Annotated in this window: 20 protein-coding genes; 11 read left to right on the top strand and 9 right to left on the bottom strand. The window is 63.9% G+C overall.

The annotated features are described in order from the left end of the window. Window positions 1-338: 338 nt before the first annotated feature. From rpmG to radC, 4 genes are all read right to left on the bottom strand, one after another. Complete coding sequence (rpmG, locus tag G474_RS0108635; protein ID WP_026686619.1) at window positions 339-506, bottom strand: 50S ribosomal protein L33; 168 nt, start codon at window positions 504-506, stop codon at window positions 339-341. 16 nt (window positions 507-522) lie between these two features. Next, a complete protein-coding gene (rpmB, locus tag G474_RS0108630; RefSeq protein WP_026686618.1) occupies window positions 523-756 on the bottom strand; it encodes a 50S ribosomal protein L28 in 234 nt (77 codons plus the stop codon). Window positions 757-847: 91 nt separating this feature from the next. Beyond that, window positions 848-1,222, bottom strand: a complete 375-nt coding sequence (locus tag G474_RS0108625; RefSeq protein WP_026686617.1) for a PilZ domain-containing protein — start codon at window positions 1,220-1,222, stop codon at window positions 848-850. 49 nt (window positions 1,223-1,271) lie between these two features. Continuing rightward, window positions 1,272-1,952 carry a RadC family protein gene (gene radC / locus G474_RS0108620; RefSeq protein WP_026686616.1) on the bottom strand — a complete coding sequence of 227 codons (681 nt, stop codon included), beginning with the start codon at window positions 1,950-1,952 and terminating at the stop codon, window positions 1,272-1,274. Window positions 1,953-1,998: 46 nt separating this feature from the next. Here radC and coaBC point away from each other — a divergent pair, with 46 nt between their 5' ends. The 3 genes from coaBC to G474_RS0108605 all read left to right on the top strand — a co-directional run bounded on the left by coaBC (window position 1,999) and on the right by G474_RS0108605 (window position 4,337). Beyond that, complete coding sequence (coaBC, locus tag G474_RS0108615) at window positions 1,999-3,189, top strand: bifunctional phosphopantothenoylcysteine decarboxylase/phosphopantothenate--cysteine ligase CoaBC (protein ID WP_026686615.1); 1,191 nt, start codon at window positions 1,999-2,001, stop codon at window positions 3,187-3,189. Then, window positions 3,189-3,638, top strand: a complete 450-nt coding sequence (dut, locus tag G474_RS0108610; protein ID WP_026686614.1) for a dUTP diphosphatase — start codon at window positions 3,189-3,191, stop codon at window positions 3,636-3,638. Before coaBC ends, dut begins: the two co-directional genes overlap by 1 nt. Window positions 3,639-3,716: 78 nt before the next feature. After that, the gene (locus tag G474_RS0108605) at window positions 3,717-4,337 is read left to right on the top strand and encodes a c-type cytochrome (protein WP_026686613.1); all 621 of its coding nucleotides are present in this window, start codon (window positions 3,717-3,719) and stop codon (window positions 4,335-4,337) included. 79 nt (window positions 4,338-4,416) lie between these two features. Here the strand turns inward: G474_RS0108605 and G474_RS0108600 are convergent, their stop codons facing one another. From G474_RS0108600 to G474_RS0108590, 3 genes are all read right to left on the bottom strand, one after another. Beyond that, window positions 4,417-5,694, bottom strand: a complete 1,278-nt coding sequence (locus G474_RS0108600; RefSeq protein WP_026686612.1) for an NAD(P)/FAD-dependent oxidoreductase — start codon at window positions 5,692-5,694, stop codon at window positions 4,417-4,419. Between the two features lie 10 nt (window positions 5,695-5,704). Beyond that, entirely contained in the window at window positions 5,705-6,010 is a 306-nt protein-coding gene (locus tag G474_RS0108595) for a c-type cytochrome (protein ID WP_026686611.1), read from the bottom strand. A 164-nt stretch (window positions 6,011-6,174) separates the two neighbouring features. Next, window positions 6,175-7,071, bottom strand: a complete 897-nt coding sequence (locus G474_RS0108590; RefSeq protein ID WP_026686610.1) for a universal stress protein — start codon at window positions 7,069-7,071, stop codon at window positions 6,175-6,177. A gap of 324 nt (window positions 7,072-7,395) precedes the next feature. On the opposite strand from G474_RS0108590, the gene soxC reads away from it, so the two are divergent. The 8 genes from soxC (at window position 7,396) to G474_RS0108550 (ending at window position 14,595) form a co-directional block, all read left to right on the top strand. Further along, window positions 7,396-8,754, top strand: a complete 1,359-nt coding sequence (gene soxC / locus G474_RS0108585; protein ID WP_026686609.1) for a sulfite dehydrogenase — start codon at window positions 7,396-7,398, stop codon at window positions 8,752-8,754. After that, window positions 8,738-9,787: a c-type cytochrome gene (locus G474_RS0108580; protein ID WP_026686608.1), complete on the top strand. Its 1,050-nt coding sequence runs from the start codon at window positions 8,738-8,740 to the stop codon at window positions 9,785-9,787. Before soxC ends, G474_RS0108580 begins: the two co-directional genes overlap by 17 nt. A gap of 25 nt (window positions 9,788-9,812) precedes the next feature. Continuing rightward, the gene (gene soxY, locus G474_RS0108575; RefSeq protein WP_026686607.1) at window positions 9,813-10,280 is read left to right on the top strand and encodes a thiosulfate oxidation carrier protein SoxY; all 468 of its coding nucleotides are present in this window, start codon (window positions 9,813-9,815) and stop codon (window positions 10,278-10,280) included. Between the two features lie 25 nt (window positions 10,281-10,305). After that, entirely contained in the window at window positions 10,306-10,617 is a 312-nt protein-coding gene (gene soxZ, locus G474_RS0108570) for a thiosulfate oxidation carrier complex protein SoxZ (RefSeq protein WP_026686606.1), read from the top strand. Between the two features lie 90 nt (window positions 10,618-10,707). After that, window positions 10,708-11,523, top strand: coding sequence for a sulfur oxidation c-type cytochrome SoxA (gene soxA / locus G474_RS0108565; RefSeq protein WP_026686605.1), 816 nt, complete (start codon window positions 10,708-10,710; stop codon window positions 11,521-11,523). Window positions 11,524-11,533: 10 nt separating this feature from the next. Further along, window positions 11,534-12,148 (top strand): sulfur oxidation c-type cytochrome SoxX, encoded by a 615-nt coding sequence (soxX, locus tag G474_RS0108560; RefSeq protein ID WP_026686604.1) that lies wholly within the window; start codon window positions 11,534-11,536, stop codon window positions 12,146-12,148. An 89-nt stretch (window positions 12,149-12,237) separates the two neighbouring features. Next, window positions 12,238-13,962 (top strand): thiosulfohydrolase SoxB, encoded by a 1,725-nt coding sequence (gene soxB, locus G474_RS0108555; RefSeq protein ID WP_026686603.1) that lies wholly within the window; start codon window positions 12,238-12,240, stop codon window positions 13,960-13,962. A gap of 18 nt (window positions 13,963-13,980) precedes the next feature. Further along, window positions 13,981-14,595: a rhodanese-like domain-containing protein gene (locus tag G474_RS0108550; protein ID WP_043463802.1), complete on the top strand. Its 615-nt coding sequence runs from the start codon at window positions 13,981-13,983 to the stop codon at window positions 14,593-14,595. Between the two features lie 253 nt (window positions 14,596-14,848). On the opposite strand, the gene G474_RS0108545 is transcribed toward G474_RS0108550, so the two are convergent. Both G474_RS0108545 and G474_RS0108540 read right to left on the bottom strand, forming a co-directional pair. Next, complete coding sequence (locus G474_RS0108545; RefSeq protein WP_026686601.1) at window positions 14,849-15,607, bottom strand: tetratricopeptide repeat protein; 759 nt, start codon at window positions 15,605-15,607, stop codon at window positions 14,849-14,851. Window positions 15,608-15,671: 64 nt separating this feature from the next. Further along, complete coding sequence (locus G474_RS0108540; protein WP_026686600.1) at window positions 15,672-16,583, bottom strand: bestrophin family protein; 912 nt, start codon at window positions 16,581-16,583, stop codon at window positions 15,672-15,674. Window positions 16,584-16,626: the final 43 nt, after the last annotated feature.

Below are 16,626 nucleotides of genomic sequence, written 5' to 3'. Positions count from 1 at the left end.
CGCTGTGGCGGCACTTTTGCTGGTGTGGGTTGTGTCGTAAGTTGCCGGCGGCGAATGTGGGGTGTTGTAGCAGTCAGGGCCGTCGGGCCCTAGGTGCGGGTGTGGCGGTGTATGGAGGGGGCGCTAGCGACAGGCGTTCCAGGTGGCGGGGGTGTGCGCGACAATTGCTGGGGGTGCTTGCCGGAAGAGCGAATGGGCTGTGAGCCCTGAGTTGCTTGCGATCTCGGGGGGTGGGGTGCTTGGGCTCGATGCTTGTATCGCGCTTGATGGGTTTTCGGTGGTGGGTAATAAAAAACCCGCCGGATGGGCGGGTCTTTTTTGCAAGGCAAGCTCTTTTGTTACTTGAGCTTGATTTCCTTGTAGAGCACGTGCTTGCGAGCCTTGGGGTCGTACTTCATGAACTCCAGTTTTTCAGGCGTGGTGCGCTTGTTCTTGGAGGTCGTGTAGAAGTGCCCGGTACCTGCGGTGGATTCCAGCTTGATCTTTTCGCGTCCGCCTTTGGCCATTTCCGTATTCCTTTAATCAGATTTCGCCGCGGCTGCGCAGGTCGGCCAGAACTTCATCGATACCCTTCTTGTCGATGAGGCGCAGACCGGCGTTGGAAACGCGCAGGCGTACGAAACGGTTTTCACTTTCAACCCAGAAGCGGCGATACTGCAGGTTCGGCAGGAAGCGACGCTTCGTTTTGTTATTGGCGTGGGACACATTGTTCCCCACCATCGGGGCTTTGCCCGTCACTTGGCAGACTCGCGCCATAGCAGATGCTCCAGAAAATCCAGTTCAGGAAAGACTTCGATTATATCTTGTGAATCTCTGCAAGATCAAGTCTGGATTGTGTTTTTTTAGTTCAGCGCCTGGCGCCGGGGACCTGGGGGATGCGCTTGTCTATGGCTTCCTGCAGTAACTGCTTGCCTTCTCCCTTGAAACTGATGAACTCGATACCGCACCGGAAGCGGTCTTCGCCAGCAGCCAGCAGGGTGTAGCACATGCGTACCCGCATTTCCAGGACCTGGCGTCGGCCCAGGGGATTGTCGGCAGGGAGGGAGATGAGCAGGGTCAGGGGCTGGCTGGAATAGATGTTGTAGTCCGTGAGCAGGGAACAGCCACCCATGGAAAGTTCCCGGGTCGTGCCGTGGAATGTGGCCCGCCGTTCGCCATGATCGAAGACCAGGGCCACAGGCCAGCGGAAGGGATAGCGTTTGTAGACGCGTTTGTCGAACATGATGGCGGGCTCAGGGGATGGTCCGCCATTCTAATACCACGGCTCTTCGTCAGATCAGTCCCCGTTCGGCGAGGGACAAGGGGGGCTGGTTGCCGGCGACGATGAAATGGTCCAGGAGGCGTACATCCACCAGGGTCAGGGCTTCTTGTAATTGCCGGGTAAGGAGCTGATCCGCCTGGGAGGGTTCGCTGACGCCGGAGGGATGGTTGTGGGCGAAAATCACTGCTGCGGCGTTGTGGCTCAGGGCGGATTTCACCACTTCCCGGGGGTAAACGCTGGTCTGGGTCAGGGTGCCCCGGAACAGGTCTTCGTGGGCGATGAGGCGGTTCTGGGCATCCAGCCAGAGGGCCATGAACACTTCGTGGGGCAACTGGCCCAGGTGCAGGCGCAGCCAGTCTCGCACGCTGTCGGGTGAGCCCATCAGGTTGCGCTGGTGGATCTCCTCGCGCAGGGCCCGGCGGCTGAGCTCGAAGCTGGCCTGTAGTTGGGCCGCCTTGGCCAGACCTATGCCTGGCGTTCTGGCCAGTTCGGTCATGCTGGCGGCTGCGAGGCGGCAGAGGCTCCCGCCGTGGCGTTCGAGCAGCTCCCTGGCCAGGTCCACGGCGCTCTTGCCCTTGATGCCGACGCGCAAGTAGATGGCCAGCAGCTCGGCATCGGAGAGGGCCTGGGGCCCCTGGCGCAGCAAGCGTTCCCGGGGGCGTTCCCCCTGGGGCCAGTCGGAGATGGACATGGGTTTTCCAGTAGAATGGCCGGCAGACCTCAAGGATTTTAAGACAATGGAATTGCAAGGCAAGCATATCGTGCTGGGGGTGACCGGGGGCGTGGCGGCCTATAAGGCGGCAGCGTTATTGCGGCTGCTGACGGGGGCCGGGGCCGGGGTGCAGGTGGTGATGACTGAGGCGGCCACCCGCTTCGTCACCCCGGTGACCTTCCAGGCCCTGTCGGGCCGGCCGGTGTTCGTGGATCAGTGGGACCCGCGCATGGCCAACAACATGGCGCATATTGATCTGAGTCGGGAGGCGGATGCGATTCTGGTGGCTCCCGCATCGGCCAATTTCCTGGCCCGGGTGGCCCAGGGGCTGGCCGATGACCTGTTGACCACCCTGGTCCTGGCCCGGGAATGTCCCCTGTTGGTGGCTCCGGCCATGAATCGCCAGATGTGGGAAAACCCCGCGACCCGGCGCAACATGGCCCTCCTGCAGGAGGATGGTGTTTCCTGCCTGGGGCCGGCATCCGGTGTCCAGGCCTGTGGCGAACAGGGTGAAGGGCGCATGCTGGAACCCGAGGCTATCCTGGAATCCCTTGCAGCCTTTTTCACGCCCAAGTGTCTGGCCGGACGGCGGGTGCTGATGACGGCCGGTCCCACCTTCGAAGCCATTGATCCGGTGCGCGGCATCACCAACCTTTCCTCCGGCCGCATGGGTTATGCCATTGCCCGGGCAGCGGCCCGGGCGGGAGCACGGGTCACGTTGGTTTCTGGTCCGGTTTCCCTGGCGCTGCCCCTGGGGGTGGAGCGCATTCCGGTGCGCAGCGCCCTGGAGATGCATGGGGAGGTGCTGGCGCGAGCCGGGGAGGCGGATGTCTTCATCGGTGTCGCGGCGGTGGCGGATTACCGGGTGGAGCAGGTGGCGGCCCAGAAGCTGAAGAAGGAAGCCGGCGGACCGCCGGAGATTCGCCTGGTGCCCAATCCCGACATCCTGGCCGAGGTGGCAGCCTTGCCGCGACCCCCTTTCTGCGTCGGTTTTGCGGCCGAAAGCGAGAATCTGGAGGAGTACGCCCAGCGCAAGCGCCAGCGCAAGGGCATTCCCCTCCTGGTCGGCAACCTGATCCAGGATGGTTTCGGCGGTGAGGATAACCGGGTCATCCTGTTCGATGACCGGGGCAGCCACCCCCTGCCCGCAGCCAGCAAGGATCTGCTGGCCCGACAATTGATTGCCCACGTGGCCCAGTTACTGGAGAAAGACTGATGCATCGTATCGACGTGAAAATCCTGGATGGCCGGCTCAAGGAGCAGCCGCCCCAGTACGCTTCCCATGGGGCCGCCGGCCTGGATCTGCGGGCCTGCATCGATGTGCCCAGCAAGCTCAATCCCGGTGACACCATCCTGGTCCCGACCGGCATCGCCATTCATCTGGCTGATCCGGGGCTGGCGGCCCTGATCCTGCCCCGCTCGGGCCTGGGGCACAAGCACGGCATCGTTCTGGGCAACCTGGTGGGACTGATCGATTCCGACTACCAGGGGGAGATCATGGTTTCGGTCTGGAACCGGGGGCGGGAGACCTTCATCGTCAATCCCCTGGAGCGTCTGGCCCAGCTGGTGGTGGTTCCAGTGCTGCAGGTGGCCATGAATGTGGTGGACGAGTTTCCCCCGTCGGTCCGGGGCGAGGGGGGATTTGGCAGCACCGGGCGCCACTGAGGGCGACGGGCCGGTTTACCTGTTTCACATGATCAAATTACTATTTGCTGATCAACACCTATAAAAATGGAGTGAGACATGTGGAACAAGAAACGCGGACTGGCCCTGGCCGTCCTGTTGGGCTCTACCCTGGGCGCGGCTTACGGGGCGGATCAGAAGAAGCCGGATCTGCAGCGTGCCGAGGAAATCGTCTCCGGGCGCTGTTTTCTCTGTCACGGCCTGGAAGGTGAATCCTCCAGTCCCCTGTTTCCCCGCCTGGCGGGGCAGCACGCCGCCTACATGGCCCGGCAGCTGGAGGATTTCAAATCCGGCAAACGCCGCAGCGACACCATGAAGCCCCAGGCGGCGGAGTTGAGCTCCGAGGAAATGCTGGCCCTGGGGGCCTTTTTCGAAGCCAAGAAACCCCAGCCCCATGCTCCGGCAGACCGGGAGCTGGCCGGAGTAGGGCGCTACATCTTCCAGAAGGGCAATGCCTTCACCGGCGTGGCCGCCTGTGCCAGCTGCCATGGCCTCAAGGGCTATGGGACCCCCCAGCTGCCGCGCCTGGCGGGGCAGAACCCGGAATACATCACGGCCCAGCTGCAGCAGTTCAACAAGCGGGAGCGGACCAACGACAACGCGGTGATGCACGCCATTGCTTCCAAGCTGACGGAGCTGGAAGTGAAGGCGGTGGCGGAATACATCGGCTCCCTGGAATAGGGCCGGCCTGCAGGCCGGGAAAGCAGAAGGGCCACCCGGGAGGTGGCCCTTCTGGTCTGCGGCTCCGGTGGGCGCCGGATCAGGTCAGCATGTCGGCCCAGATGTTCTGGGCCCAGGCCATGGCGATCTTGCCTTCCAGCTCATTGCGGGCGGCCGAGACTCCCCCCGCGCCCTTGACCGGTTGCACGGTCTTGGTGGCGGCATCGTACTGGTGTACCGAGGCCACATGGATGACATTCTTGCTGTCTACGAAGCTGTAGCAGGTATTCATCAGCACCGGGGCGGGGTTGGGCTCCTGGCCCGCCAGCAGGTTGAGGATGGCGGCGGCGGCCAGCTTGCCGTGCTGGTTGGCCATGTGGCCCGACTTGGGCATGGTGGGGGCGGGGAACAGGGCGTCACCCAGCACATGCACCCCGGGCGTGCTGGTGGATTCCATGGACAGCCAGTTCACATCCACCCAGCGGTTGTTGATCAGCTTCAACCCCGTGCTGGCGGCGATCTGTCCGGCCCGCTGGGGCGGGATCACGTTGAGCACATCGGCCTTGACCTGGTCGAATTCCAGCACGGCGGCCTTGCCGGCCACATCCACGTCCTTCAGTTCGCTGTTGGGGCGGTATTCGATGATGTCCTTGTACAGGTCGCTCCAGGCCTTGGTGAACAGGGCTTTCTTGGACTGCACGTCCTCGTTGGCGTCGAGGATCAGCACCTTGGAACGGGGCTTGGCGGTCTTGAAATAATTGGCCACCAGGCAGGCCCGCTCATAGGGGCCGGGGGGGCAGCGGTAGGGAGCCTTGGGGATGGTGATGGCGTAGACGCCGCCATCCTTCATGTCCTCCAGCTGCTTTCTCAGGGCCACGGTCTGGGGGCCGGCCTTCCAGGCGTGCAGGATCTGCTGCTGGGCCTCGGCGGACTTCAGGGCCGGGACCTGATCCCACATGAAGTCGATGCCGGGGGACAGCACCAGCCGGTCGTAGGACAGCTCACCCCCCTGGGCCAGCTTCACTTTGCGGGCTCCGGCGTCGATGCCCACGGCTTCATCCCGGATGACCCGCACGCCCCACTTGTGCTGCAGGTTGGCATAGCTGATGGTGATGTCGGCCAGGGTCTTGCTGCCGCCGATGACCAGATTGGAGATGGGGCAGGAAACGAAATCCGTGTTTCTTTCCACCAGGGTGACCTGCACCTGGCCCTCGCTCCACATGCGCAGGTACTTGGCCACCGTGGCGCCGCCGTAGCCGCCGCCCACCACCACCACGTGGCCGGAGGCCCGGGTGCCGCTGGTGCAGCCATAGAGTCCGGCCATGGCTGCGGCGCCGGCCCCCAGCTTGAGAAAATCGCGACGATTGATGTTCTTCATGGTGTCCCCCTTATTTCTGGGCCGCGTAGTAGGCGGCGATCAGGTCCATCTGCTCGTCGGTATAGCCCTTGGAGATCTGATGCATGATCGTGGCGGGCTTGACGCCGGACTTGAAGTCCTTGAGTTTCTGGAGGAGTTTTTCCTTTTCCATCCCGGCCAGGGCATCCATGCCGGAGCCCGGCACGGCCTTGCCGTTGGTGCCATGGCAATTGGCGCAGGTGGCGGCCAGGTTGCGGCCCAGGTGGGGGTCCGCGGCGGCGGCCGAGGCCGCCATGCCCGCGAGGCAGAACGCGGCAGCGATATGCGACAGCTTCATTATCGAGTCTCCTGTTGTTTTAGGGACGCGCCGGCTGTTCTGGAAGGCGCATCGAGCGGTTTCAGACAGGATCCGGCTGTAGTTATGAAATCTGCGCCGGGACCTAGGGCCGAAGAGTAAGACTTGCATGGCGGATGGGCAACTACTTCCGGGGCGCTGCCGGCTCAGGGCCGGGGCCGGTCGGTCACCAGCACATCGCAGGCGGATTGGGACAGCACATGCTTGGAGACGCTGCCCAGCAGCCACTCTTCCAGCAGGCTCTGGCCATGCTTGCCCATGACGATCAGGTCGCAATCCTGTTCCTGCTCCTGGACGAGGATGTTCTCGCTGGCATTGCCGTGCAGGACCAGGCGGCGGATGCGGTTTTCCGGCACCCCCGAAGCGGCGGCCAGCTCGTCGAGTTGCTGGCTGGCTTCCCGCCGGGCGACGCTGCGGTAACCGAGGATGGTGTCCTCGCTCAGATCGGCCCGGCGCAGCTGGGATTCGTAGGGCACTTCGAAGGCATGCAGCAGGATCAGGTCGGCCTGGGGGGCCACGGCGTGGGCCAGGCGCAGGGCGTGCACCGAATGGGCGGAAAAATCCACGGGGACCAGGACCCGCCGGTAGGTCTCGTGGGGCGTCTGCTTGACCACCAGCACCGGGCGGCTCAGGCGGCGCAGCAGTCGTTCGGCGGTGGAGCCCAGGGGCAGCTCGCGCAGGAAGCCGCTGCCCCGGTTGCCCAGCACCAGCAGGCTGGCATCCTGGGCGTCCACCTCGCGGCTGATCTCATCGATGGGGTTGCCGACCCGGACCAGGATTTCGGCGCTGATGCCCAGGGGCTGGCCCACTTCCGTGCCCAGTTGCAGGCAATCCTGGTGGGCTTCGTGCATCAGGGACTCCTCCATCCTGGGGGTGCCCTGGCCCAGCAGGTGGCGCAGGGTCTGCAGGGCCCCCTGGCTGATGACGTGGGTCAGGGCCAGACGGGCATGGTGTTCCCGGGCCAGTCGGGCGGCCCGGGCGGCGGCGTGACGGGCCGGGCCGGAAAGGTCGGTGGCGCTGAGCAGGCTATGCAGGCGGGGCATCGTGGAATTCTCCTCGGAGGTGGCCTGTGGATCTGATCATGGGATGGGCTGATCGGGATCCCCGGTTCCGGGGGTACAAATGTTTATGGAAACATGGATTCCGGGTAATGGCAAACCGGAAAGGCTTATTCCCATGGATTTTCTTATGCCCGGGAATGGTGCACCGCGGAAATATTAGAACTTGACGATATATTCAAGTTGATAATAAGTTGACGGAAATCAAAAACAAATCACGCCGGATGAGGAGGAGACGCCTGATCGCCGGGGCCGTGTATTTGCTTGTTGCCAACGAGAGCTGCATCAAACGACGGGGGAGTAGTTGCAATGACGGAGCCAGGACAAAAACCGGGGCGGCTCAGGCCTGCACCGGAAAATTTCCTCAGCGAGGCGGAGGTCAAGGAGGTCGCCCGCCAGGGGGCCAGCAGCCGCCGCAATTTTCTGAGAAACAGTTTCATCGCCGCAGCGGGTGCCATGGCGGCACCGGCGCTGGCCCGGGCCGCCGAAGGGGATCCCAACATTCTCGGCAACCCGCCGTGGACCACCTCCCTGGGCATGCCGGTGGCCGCCAACCCTTACGGTCTGCCCTCCAAGTACGAACGCAATCTGGTGCGGCGGGAATCCCCGGGGTTGACCCGGGTTTCCGGTTCCTCCGTGGCGTTTACGCCGCTGCAGGGGTTGTTCGGCATCATCACCCCCTCCGGCCTCCATTTCGAGCGGCACCACCAGGGCTGGCATGACGTGGATCCCTCCAAGCACCGCCTGATGATCAATGGTTCCGAGCCGGGCTTCCTGAAGACGGCCAAGGTCTACACCATGGACGACATCATGCGGCTGCCTTCCGTGTCCCGCATCCATTTCATCGAGTGCGGTGCCAATACCGGCATGGAGTGGGGCAATGTGGCGGTGCCCACGGTGCAGTACTCCCACGGCATGCTGTCCTGCTCCGAATTCACCGGGGTGCCCCTGCGCCTCCTGCTGGAAGATTGCGGCGTGGATTTCCGGAAGTGCCGCTATGTGCTGGCGGAAGGGGCGGATGGCTCCTCCATGACCCGCACCATTCCCATGGAAATGGTGGAGTCCGGCGAGGTGTTCGTGGCCTACGGCATGAACGGCGAGATGCTGCGTCCCGAAAATGGCTATCCCCTGCGCCTGGTGGTGCCTGGGGTCCAGGGTGTGTCCTGGGTCAAATGGCTGCGCCGCATCGAGGTGGGGGACCAGCCCTGGGCCACCAAGGATGAGGCCGTCCATTACATCGATCTGCTGCCGGACGGTCAGCATCGGCAATACACCTCGGTGCAGGAGTGCAAGTCCGTGATCACCAGTCCTTCCGGCGGCCAGATGCTGCTGGATACGGGGTTCTACAACGTCACCGGCATCGCCTGGTCCGGGCGCGGCAAGGTTACCCGGGTGGATGTTTCCTTCGATGGCGGCATCAACTGGCAGGTGGCCCGGCTCGAAGGGCCGATCCAGTCCAAGGCCCTGACCCGCTTCAACGTCAATTGGGTCTGGGACGGCAAGCCGGCCATCCTCCAGTCCCGGGCCGTGGATGAAACCGGCTATGTCCAGCCCTCCTACGGACAGCTGCGGGCCGTGCGGGGTACCAAGTCCATCTACCACAACAACGCCATCCAGTCCTGGAAGGTCTCTGAAACCGGGGAGGTGAGCAATGTCCAGGTTCTCTGAATCCCTGCTGGTCCTGGCTCTGGCGGGCCTGAGCCTGTCTGCCCAGGCCTTCGACACCTACAAGGGGCTGGGCCGCCCCGCCACAGCGGCGGAGCTCAAGGCCTGGGACATCGACGTGCGCCCCGATTTCAAGGGGCTGCCCAAGGGCTCAGGCTCCGTGGACCTGGGCAGCGAGGTGTTCGAAGCCAGGTGCGCCAGCTGCCATGGTTCCTTCGGCGAGTCCAACGAGGTGTTCACCCCCCTGGTGGGCGGTACCACCCGGGAGGACATCAAGACCGGCCACGTGAAATCCCTGGTGGATGGTTCCGCACCCCAGCGCTCCACCCTGATGAAGGTGGCCACCATCTCCACCCTGTTCGACTACATCCAGCGGGCCATGCCCTGGACCGAGCCCAAGTCCCTGAAGCCGGACGAGGTGTACGGCATCCTGGCCTACCTGCTCAATCTGGCGGAAGTGGTGCCGGCTGATTTCGTGCTCTCCGACCAGAACATGGCCGAGGTCCAGAAGCTCATGCCTAACCGTAACGGCATGACCACCGAGCACGGCATGTGGCCGGGCAAGGGCATGGGTAACGGCGGCAAGCCCGACGTGAAGGGCGTGGCCTGCATGCGCAACTGCAAGACCCAGGTGCAGCTGGTGTCCAGCCTGCCCGACTATGCGGCCGATGCGCACGGCAACCTGGCCGAGCAGAATCGGGAAGTCGGTCCTGCCCGTGGTAAGGTTACCGGCAACCGGGAAGCCGGCAAGGCGGCGGAGTCCATTTCTGAAAACGCCCGTGTCCAGCAACTGGCCCAGAGTACCGGCTGCATGGCCTGCCATGGGGTGAACGCCAGGATCGTCGGTCCCGGCTACAACGAGGTGCTGGCCAGGTACAAGGGCCAGGCCGATGCTGAAACTAAATTGGCCCAAAAGGTCAAAGCAGGCGGAGCAGGCGTGTGGGGATCCGTGCCCATGCCTCCCCACCCGCAACTTTCTGACGCAGATGCAACCGCGCTCGTCAAATGGATTTTGTCGGGCGCTCCGGCAAAATAAGCAACCTTCAACAAGGAGACAATGCATGATCAAGCAACGTCGTGAAGTCCTCAAGACCGGTGGCGGTCTGGGTGTGCTCGGTCTGCTGGCAGCTGCCGGCGTGATCAAGCCCGAACTGGCCCTGGCCGCCTGGAACGAAGGCGCTTTCAAGGCCGGTACCCTGGAAAAGAGCCTGGCCGCCCTGGGGGCCGGCAAACCCGCCACCTCCGGTGACATCAGCATCAACGCCCCGGACATCGCCGAAAACGGCGCCGTGGTGCCTATTGGTGTATCCACCACGCTGCCCAAGGTGGAATCCATCTCCATCCTGATCGAGAAGAATCCGGATGCCCTGGCCGCCACTTTCAAGCTGCCCGAGGGGACAGAAGCCAATGTCCAGACTCGCTGCAAGATGGGCCAGACTTCCAATGTCTATGCCCTGGTCAAGGCCGATGGCAAGTTCCTGATGGCCATGAAGGAAGTCAAGGTCACCCTCGGCGGCTGCGGCGGCTAACCCAACAGATCAAGGAGATAGATACATGGCAAATCCCATGAAAATCCGCGCCGCCGCCAAGGATGGCGTCACCGAGGTCAAGGTGCTGATGAGCCACGAGATGGAAACCGGCCAGCGCAAGGATTCTTCCGGCAATCTGGTGCCGGCCCATTTCATCACTGAACTGACCGCCACCTGGAATGGCAAGACCGTGCTGGATGCCCAGTTCGGCCCCGCCGTCTCCAAGAACCCCTACCTGGCCTTCAAGTTCAAGGGCGGCGCCAAGGGGGACAAGGTGGTCGTGACCTGGAAGGACAACAAGGGCGACTCCCGTACCGACGAAGCCGCCATCGCCTGATCATCAGGACGGCCGGAACAGGCCGGGGCGGGCAGCAGGAAAACCTGAGGCCCGCCTGTCATAATAATTCGCCACCACAACGGAGGGGACATGAACTACCGAATGCTGAGTCAGGGCCTGGCGGGCGCCTGTCTGGTGCTGGGAACCCTGGGGGCCGGTTCCGCCCAGGCTGATGCCACCACCGATGAAATCGCCCGCTACCGGGAAATGATTGCCGACGGCAATCCGTCCGAATTGTTTGCCCTCCAGGGGGAGGAGCTCTGGAAGCAGAAGCGGGGTCCCAGGAATGCCTCCCTGGAGCAGTGCGACCTGGGTTTGGGGCCCGGCGTGGTGAAGGGGGCCAGCGCCCGCCTGCCCCGCTACTTCAAGGATACCGGCCGGGTTCAGGATCTGGAGACCCGGCTGATGACCTGCATGGAGACCCTCCAGGGCATAGATCCCAAGACCATCATCAACGCCGCCTGGGGCAAGGGCGAACGGGAGAAGATGCAGGCCATCGTGGCCTACGTGGTCACCGAATCCCATGGCGAGAAGATCGATATTGACATGAAGCCGCCCCAGATGAAGAAGATGTATGAACTGGGGAAGATGACCTTCTACTACCGGGGCGGGCCCATGGACTTCTCCTGTGCCACCTGCCACGGGGACAAGGACAAACGCATCCGCCTGCAGGACCTGCCCGATCTGCGTACCCAGGCGGGGGCGGCGGCCGGCTGGGGCTCCTGGCCGGCCTATCGGGTGTCCAACGGCCAGTTCTGGACCATGCAGCACCGGCTCAACGACTGTTTCCGCCAGCAGCGCTTTCCCGAGCCCATCTATGGCTCGGATGTGACCATCGCCCTGTCGGTCTACATGGCCGCCACGGGCAACGGGGGCACCGTGATGACCCCCGGGATCAAGCGCTGAGGAGACGGACATGAAGACCTACGCCCACACTGTTGCTCTCGCCTCCTTGCTGCTGGCCTGCCAGGGAGCCGGGGCTGCCGATGCCGAGCTGCATGCCGAATTCAAGGCCATGCTGGACAGCTCCTTCAAGACCACCGGGATTGCCGCCAAGCACCGCATCTACCAGCTCGACTTCCAGGCCGCCTGTTCCCAGGCCCAAGCGCCTGCCATGCCGGTGCAGAAGGCCATTGAGGCGGAGCAGCTGAAGACCATCCGCTACCCCGCCGACGGCAACTACTTCGGCAACTGGAAGGAGGGGGAGAAGATCGCCATCAGCGGCCGGGGCCTCACCTGGACCGACAAGACCCCCACCGACAATGGCGGCGGTTGCTACAACTGCCACCAGATGAGTCACCATGAAATCGCCTACGGCACCATAGGCACCAGCCTGCTGGAGTATGGCAAGACCCGGGGGCGTAGCGACGAGGTGCTCCGCTACACCTGGGGCAAGATCTGGAATGCCAAGGCCTTCAACGCCTGCAGCAACATGCCCAGAAACGGGGATGCGGACATCCTCACCGAGCAGCAGATCAAGCATCTGATGGCTTACCTGTTCGACCCGGAATCCCCGGTCAACAAGAAATAGGGGCCTCGGGCCCGGCTGGACCGCCGGGCCCTGTTTCGCTTTGGTATGTTAGTAAATTCTAATGTTGCTCTTTACGGGAGGAGACACCCATGAGCATGAATCGTCGCGAATTCCTGCAGGTGCTGGCCGTGGCCGCTGGAGGCGGCATGGCCTTGCATACGGACTGGGCCCAGGCCGGCAAGGCGGCTGATACCCTGTACCGCTTTCCCCGCTCCGGCAACGTGAGCCTGCTGCACATCACCGATTGCCACGCCCAGTTGCTGCCCATCCATTTCCGCGAGCCCAATGTGAATCTGGGCATCGGCAGCATGCAAGGCCAGGTGCCGCACCTGGTCGGCGAGCATCTGCTCAAGGCCTTCAGGATCAAGGCTGGCAGCGCCGAAGCCCACGCCTTCACCTATCTGGATTTCGAACAGGCGGCCCGGACCTACGGCAAGGTGGGGGGCTTCGCCCACCTGGCCACCCTGGTCAAGCAGATCAAGGCCAGCCGGCCCGGGGCCCTGCTGCTGGACGGGGGCGACACTTGGCAGGGCTCCGGCACTGCCCTGTGGACCAAGGCCCAGGACATGGTGGAGGCCTGCAAGCTCCTGGGCGTCGATGTGATGACCCTGCACTGGGAGGCCACCTATGGCGAAGAGCGGGTCAAGGAAATCGAGGAAAAGGATTTTGCCGGGAAGATCGACATCGTCGCCCAGAACGTCAAGACCACCGACTTCGGCGACCCGGTGTTCAAGCCCTACGTGATCAAACCGATCAACGGCATCCCCGTGGCCATCGTCGGCCAGGCCTTTCCCTACACCCCGATCGCCAATCCCCGCTGGCAGGTGCCTAACTGGAGCTTCGGCATCCAGGACGAGAACATGCAGGCGGTGGTGGACGAAGCCCGGGGCAAGGGCGCCCAGGTGGTGGTGGTGCTCTCCCACAATGGTATGGACGTGGACCTGAAGATGGCCTCCCGGGTCCGGGGCATAGACGCCATCTTCGGCGGCCACACCCATGACGGGGTGCCCCAGCCCGTGGTGGTGAAGAACCCCGGCGGCCAGACCCTGGTCACCAACGCCGGTTCCAACGGCAAGTATCTGGGGGTCATGGATTTCGAGGTCAAGAACGGCAAGGTGGCCGGCTATCGCTACAAGCTCCTGCCCGTGTTCGCCAACCTGCTGCCCGCCGACCCGGAGATGCAGGCCCTGATCGACAGGGTGCGGGTTCCCTACCTGGACAAGCTCTCGGAAAAACTGGCCGTGACCGAAGGCCTCCTGTACCGGCGCGGCAACTTCAACGGCACCTTCGATCAGGTGATCTGCGATGCCCTGCTCCAGGTGAAGGGGGCCGACATCGCCTTCTCTCCCGGTTTCCGCTGGGGCACCTCGCTCCTGCCCGGCGACACCATCACCATGGAGCACCTGCTCGACCAGACCGCCATCACCTACCCCTGGACCACCCTCACGGAGATGAAGGGGGAGATGCTCAAGACCATCCTCGAGGACGTCTGCGACAACCTCTTCAACCCGGACCCCTATTACCAGCAGGGGGGCGACATGGTCCGCGTCGGCGGCCTGCAATACAGCTGCGACCCGGCGGCCGGCATGGGCCAGCGCATCCAGAACATGATGCTGAAGGGGCGGCCCATCGACCCCGACAAAGTCTACAAGGTGGCCGGCTGGGCCCCAGTGTCGGAGGAGGCCAGGGGCGCCGGCGCACCAATCTGGGAGGTGGTGGCCGAGTACCTGCGCGGCATCGGCACCGTCAGGCCCGTACAACTGAACATGCCCGCCTTGAAGGGGGTGGCCGGCAACCCCGGCATCGTCATCTGATCTCTCTGGGAGAAAACCATGCAGAAAACCATCCGTACCCTCACCGCCGTCCTGCTGCTGGCCTGCAGCCCCCTGGCATTCGCCCAGTGGGCACCGGAAAGCACCGACTGGAGCAAGCTGCCTGACATCAAGGTGAGCAAGCTGGGGCTTTATCTCACCCCGCAGCAGGCTTTCGCAATGAAGCAGAAGGAAGGCAACAAGGTGGCCCTGTTCGACATCCGCACCCGCTATGAGGCCATGTACGTGGGCATGGCCACGGCGGCGGACGCCCTGATTCCCTTCGTGGAGCACCAGGAGCTGATGCAGGAATGGGACGACAAGCGTCACATGTACAAGGTGGAGCCCTTCCAGGACTTCGTGCCCGAGCTGGAGCGCCGCCTGGCCGAACTAGGGCTGCAGGGCAAGGACGTGCCCATCCTCCTCATCTGCCGCTCCGGGGACCGCAGTTCCAAGGCGGCCGACCGGCTCATGGCGGCCGGCTACACCCGGGTGTACAGCGTCGCCGAAGGTTTCGAGGGCGATACGGCCAAGGAAGGCCCCCAGGCCGGGCAGCGGGTGGTGAACGGTTGGAAGAACGCCGGCCTGCCCTGGACCTACAAGCTCGACAAGGCGAAGATGTATTTCCCCCGCTGATCCGGCGCCCTGAGGCAATAACCTAAAAACCTCACCACAGAGACACAAAGACACAGAGAAGTTCAAAAAAACAATGGCTTGCATTATCTTCTGCGCTCACCTAGAAAGTGACCTGGCCTTCCAGGACAAGTCTTTGTTTTTCCTCGGCGTCTCTGTGCCTCTGTGGTTTAACTGAGGTTTTAAGGTTAAAGGCAAGCAGGAGGAAGCAGAACGGCCACCCGCGGGTGGCCGTTTGCATGGGCGGTGCAGCGCCTCAGGCCCCCTGGCGGGAGAGCTGCAGGGCGGCGTTGAGGCGTTTCAGGCAGTGCTTGTTCAGCTCCCGGGTATGGGCGTTCCACTTCTTCTGCTGCCGCTCGATCTCGGCCTGGAGGCGCAGGTAGGTTTCCCGGTCCCCGGTGGCCAGGGTCCAGATGGCGTACTCGGCCAGGGATTCAAAAGTACCGAAACGGGCCTGGGCCGATTCGAATTCCTGGCGAGCTTCGGCGTGGCGGGAACTGCCTGCGTAGGCCCGGGCCAGCAGCAGGGTGATGGCTTCGGGGCGGAAATCGGGCTTGCTGGCGCGGACGGCTTCCAGGTGGCCCAGGGCCTCCCCGTAGCGGCCGCATTCCACGAAGGCCCGGGCGGCGCCATAGCGGATTTCCGGATCGGTGGCGAACGGCCCCTGCAGGCAGGCCTCGTAGTTGCGGGCGGCTTCCTCGCCGGCCCCGGTTTCCAGCAGGGCCGAGGCCAGGCGCATCTGGTTCTGGGCCGTGGGGGTGTCCTCGAAGGCCAAGCGGGCCTCCCGCAGTTCCCGCTGGGGGTCCAGGGCCTTGGCCGCCGCACTGACCGCCCGGCGGGCGCCCCGCTCCAGGCGGGAGTTGGGCAGGTAGATCACCAGAAAGTAGGCGATGCTGCCCAGCAGGGGGAAGGAAAACAGGATGAACAGCCAGTACAGGGGCTGGCCGGAACGCAGGGCATGGACGGCGCAGAGCAGGGCGATGAAGACGTGCAGGCCGATACCGACGATGGGCATGGGGGGCTCCCGGAAAAAAATATGCCGGGATTATAGACCGGGGGAATGCCCTTGTACTGGATGCTCAGCTGAGTACGAAATCGGCATCCGGCTGGGGGGCGGGGGCCGGGGTTTCTCCCAGCATTTCCCGGAGGCTGGCTTCCACACCCGCGGCCAGGGCGTCCAGGGGCAGGTCGTTGGGCTGGCGGCCGAAGGGGTCTTCCAGCTGGTCGCTCAGGGCTTCCAGGGCGAAAAAGGTGTAGGAGACGAAGGTCACCACCAGGGGCGTCATCAGGCCGATGGAATCCACCAGCCCGAAGGGCAGCAGCATGCAGTAGAGGTAGGCGCTGCGGTGCAGGATCACCGTGTAGGTGAAGGGCAGGGGGGTGCTGGCGATCCGCTCGCAGCCCCCCAGGGCGGAGGAGAGCCGGCTCAGGGCCTGTTCCATGGATTGGGACAGGAAGGGGTCCAGCTGTCCCCGGCGGCGCCATTCGCCCAGCCGCTCCCCCAGCCAGAGCAGCACCAGGGCCGGGGCGAAGCGGGCGGTGGCCACCCGGGCCTGCAGTTCCTCGGGCAGCAGTTCTGCCGTGCTCTTGTCCCGGGGCTCGCCCCGCAGCTGGTTGCGCAGCACATGGGCAAAGGCGGCGGTGCCCAGCACGAAGGGGCGCGCTTCGGTGCCGGCGACGGGCAGGGTCAGGGCCTGGCGGGCCAGGTTGCGGGCTTCGATGAGCAGGGTGCCCCAGAGCTTGCGGGCTTCCCAGTAGCGTTCGTAACTGACGTTGATGCGAAAGCCCAGGAAAATGGCCAGGGCCACCCCCATCAGGGAAAAGGGGCTGGAATTGAGGGTCACCTTCCAGTGGAACAATTGGCCGTGCAGCAACACCACGGCGCAGCAGAGCAGGAAGATGAACAGCTGCTGGGTGAAGATTTCGCGCACGATGGAGCCGCGGCGCACGAACAGCAGGTGTATCCAGTGGGGGCGGGGACGGACGATCACGGGGGGGGCAGATTCAGGGCAGCGCCAGGCGCCGGGGGCTCAT

The organism is Azovibrio restrictus DSM 23866, from assembly GCF_000429665.1.
GTDB lineage: Bacteria > Pseudomonadota > Gammaproteobacteria > Burkholderiales > Rhodocyclaceae > Azovibrio > Azovibrio restrictus.
The sequence above is the reverse complement of the archived record's forward strand: the minus strand, read 5'-3'. Positions and strand labels throughout refer to the sequence as shown.